Source organism: Empedobacter falsenii, assembly GCF_019308355.1.
Lineage (GTDB): Bacteria > Bacteroidota > Bacteroidia > Flavobacteriales > Weeksellaceae > Empedobacter > Empedobacter falsenii_B.
The window spans coordinates 1-3,476 of record NZ_JAAGKM010000082.1; the positions used below are offsets into that span (position 1 = coordinate 1).

General features: G+C 30.8%; 5 protein-coding genes. All 5 read right to left on the reverse strand.

Features of this window, described 5'->3' with window-relative positions; translation table 11 throughout:
* Positions 1-204 precede the first annotated feature (204 nt).
* The gene (locus G0Q09_RS14670) at positions 205-648 is read right to left on the reverse strand and encodes a hypothetical protein (protein ID WP_219035444.1); all 444 of its coding nucleotides are present in this window, start codon (positions 646-648) and stop codon (positions 205-207) included.
* Between the two features lie 118 nt (positions 649-766).
* Positions 767-1,801 carry an ACR3 family arsenite efflux transporter gene (gene arsB / locus G0Q09_RS14675; RefSeq protein WP_219035445.1) on the reverse strand — a complete coding sequence of 345 codons (1,035 nt, stop codon included), beginning with the start codon at positions 1,799-1,801 and terminating at the stop codon, positions 767-769.
* 3 nt (positions 1,802-1,804) lie between these two features.
* Positions 1,805-2,419 (reverse strand): arsenate-mycothiol transferase ArsC, encoded by a 615-nt coding sequence (locus G0Q09_RS14680; RefSeq protein ID WP_219035446.1) that lies wholly within the window; start codon positions 2,417-2,419, stop codon positions 1,805-1,807.
* A 16-nt stretch (positions 2,420-2,435) separates the two neighbouring features.
* A complete protein-coding gene (locus tag G0Q09_RS14685; protein ID WP_219035447.1) occupies positions 2,436-2,903 on the reverse strand; it encodes a DUF6428 family protein in 468 nt (155 codons plus the stop codon).
* 59 nt (positions 2,904-2,962) lie between these two features.
* A complete protein-coding gene (locus tag G0Q09_RS14690) occupies positions 2,963-3,292 on the reverse strand; it encodes an ArsR/SmtB family transcription factor (RefSeq protein ID WP_219035448.1) in 330 nt (109 codons plus the stop codon).
* Positions 3,293-3,476 lie beyond the last annotated feature (184 nt).

Below are 3,476 nucleotides of genomic sequence, written 5' to 3' on the forward strand. Positions count from 1 at the left end.
GTAGAAGAAGGGAAAAATAAAATGTCGGTCTTAAACGCAGTCAGAAATAAAATAATTCACAGAATTTATGCACTAATTAAAAATCAAAATATTTATAAAAATAACTTGGTTTTGTCATAGAAATCAGGATGACAATTAGTATAAGTTCTTGCTACAAAAGATTGACACTCGTCTACAAATCATTATGCCATTTTCAATTTATTTCTACTCTAACTCTTTGTTCATTTTTTGTACTTGATCGTATGCTAATTCTTTCACTGCATATACATACGAACCATTTTTTGAAATCCTCATAAAACCGTGTTTCTTTAATGCTTTACCCAATTGGATGACGGTTGAATTGTTGATGTTGATATTCCCAAAATAAGCTAACCTTGTAGCTATTTGCGTAGTGTTAAGAAAAGCTGTTGCTGTTTCTTTATCAGCTTTTTCGAACCAGGTTAATAGCAATTCTTCTTCTGGGGATTTGATTTGGTATTGCTCGTTGTTTTGGTTGATGTTTTTAATTTCTTCGTTGTTAAACCAATACCTGAATCCTTCATCAATGAGATACAAAGCTTGTTTGTAACAGTTATCGAGGTTTACGTTGTGTAAAGCAACTTGTGTAAATTCTTTGAATTGTACAGTTTCTTTTATCAAATAGGCCATAGTACATTAAGTTTTAGTCATTAAACATTTTTTAAGGTAATTTAATGTAAATTAAAACCTTACAATGGAAAAACGTGTCGCTTTATGGATGATTTACTTTCTTATTTGATGTATTGCTCTATTCTTTATAATATATGTTTTTCAACCACAAACTTGCTTTTACTAACAAGATGAGAACTGGAACTTCTACTAAAGGACCAATTACTCCTACAAAAGCTTGTGGAGAGTGAATACCGAATATTGCAATGGAAACTGCAATAGCTAATTCGAAATTATTTCCTGTCGCTGTAAATGAAATAGATGCATTTTTATCATAAGGAACCTTCATTGCTTTATTGATAAAAAAACTGATGAAGAACATTAGTGCAAAATATATAACTAATGGGATTGCTACTTTAATAACGTCTAAAGGTAATTCAAGTATTTTATCGCCTTTTAAACTAAACATTACCACAATGGTAAATAATAATGCATAGAGTGTTATGGGAGATATTTTGGGTACGAATACACGATTGTACCATTCTATACCTTTCTTTTTAATTAAAGTGAATCGCGTGATAAAACCTATTAAGAATGGAATACCTAAATAGATCATTACACTTTGTGTTACTTCTATCATTGAAACCGAAACATTAAAATTAGCTAAGCCTAATTTGCTTGGTAATATGTTGATAAATAGCCAAACTAAAAAGCTATAACTTAACACTTGGAATATACTATTTAGTGCGACTAGCATTGCTGTGTATTCTCTATTAGCTTTCGCTAAATCGCTCCAAACGATTACCATCGCAATACATCGTGCTAATCCAATGAGAATTAATCCCGACATATAATCCGGTTCGTCGTGAAGAAATAGAACTGCCAAACCAAACATTAAAACTGTACCAATTATCCAGTTTAAGATTAAGGATATTCCGATTACTTTTTTGTTTTTAAATACTTGTGGTAATAAAGAATAATCTACTTTGGCTAATGGCGGAAACATCATGATTATCAATCCTAAAGCTAAAGGTATATTGGTTGTACCCACGCTCATACGCTCTATTAAAACAGACATATTTGGAAAGATATAGCCAATTGTAACACCTAAAACCATGGCGATAAAAATCCATAAGGTTAGGTATCTATCTAGGAATTTTAGTTTTGGTTGCATCGTTTATTTAGTGATTTGTGAAAATATGTACATCATTTCAGTTGCTATTTCGATACTACGTTGCTTGTAAATTTCTGTTTGTTGAAGTGTTCCATCTGAAATTTTTGGATCTTCGTAAGTTATTGGAATTCGTTTTTCTGCACCTGCAATGAAAGGACAACCATCATCTGCTTGGGAGCAAGTAAGAATAGCTGCGAAATTTGAAATGGGATTGAATGCATCATTATATTTCTTAGAAAAACCGATAATTGGTGAACTATTCTCATCATATTTTATCGCATAAATAGGATTATTACTATCTGCAATTTTAAAGATTTGAAAACCTTGATTGCTTAGCGTTTCAATTACTTTTGGAAACAATGCAGTTTCTTGTGTACCTCCTGAATAACAATTGATATTTTGGATATTATAATAAGCAGCAGCGAATTGTGCCCATATCTGAGCTAAATGACTTCTGCGTGAATTGTGCGTACAAATAAAGTTGAGATTTATAGCTTCCTTACGATTGAATTTTTCTTGAATATAAACAACCAAAGGTTGCAAATTAGCTTTCCTTTGGTCGTCTATAAAATTGAAATTTAGTATTTCTGATACTGTTGTTTTTAATGTACTATTCATTATCTACATCAAAAAATTAACAACAACCAGAATTAGGTGTGCAACAAGAAGATTTTTCTTCTTTCACTCTAAATTTATTTTCAGTTGCAACGGGAATACCGCAAGCATCTTCCGCTAAACAAGCTGTTTTTTTATTTTTTAAAATGAAATGTTTTCCATTAAATTCAAGATCGTATTTACCAATTGTAGTCGACTGATATTCTACTTCAATTTCGGCATCTTCAATACCTAATTTGTTTTCGGATAAGCGAATTATATTTAACAATTTACCTGGTTTTAAACGATGTTCGTAATCGTCTGCATTCCACAGTTGAAAGTTTACTACTTTTTCATTTCTAATAACTCCACCACAATCAATAAATTTCTTTGTGATTTCTCCCACTTCTGTAACGTGGAAATGTTCTGGTACGAAAGTACCATCCTCTAATTGAAATTCAACATTTTCTAATGTTGGTAAGATTTCTTTAATTCTTGACAGTTTCATATGCTTTAATTATTTATTTTTAATCGCAATATTACGATGTTTTATTTCAAAAAAACGCCTTAACAGCATTTCTCTATTTTGACATTTTGATTAAAAAAGTTAGAAAACTCATTCTGAATTGCAACCCAAACCTTTTCATCAATACAATAACAAACCGATTTTCCTTCGATGGAACCTTGAATAATTCCGATACTTTTTAATTCTTTTAAATGTTGAGAAATAGTAGCTTGTGCCAAACCTAATTCATCCACCAAATCCGTACAGATACACGCATTCTGTTTGATGATATGCTGAATAATAGCCACACGAGCAGGATGTCCTAATACCTTGAATAAAGTAGCTAGTTTATTTTGCTCGTCAGTGAAGATTTCCGATTTAGTTATTCCCATTATTGATTTATTATCATTGCAATATTACGATATGTTTTATAAATACTAAAATTATTTACCCGTTGTGCATTTTGATTAATAAAGAATAAAGTTGTTCATTTGATTGAAAATCAGTAAATTGTTTTAACCACAAAACATTTACAATGAACAACTTTATTGCAAATTACGAAAGAATATTGGAAGT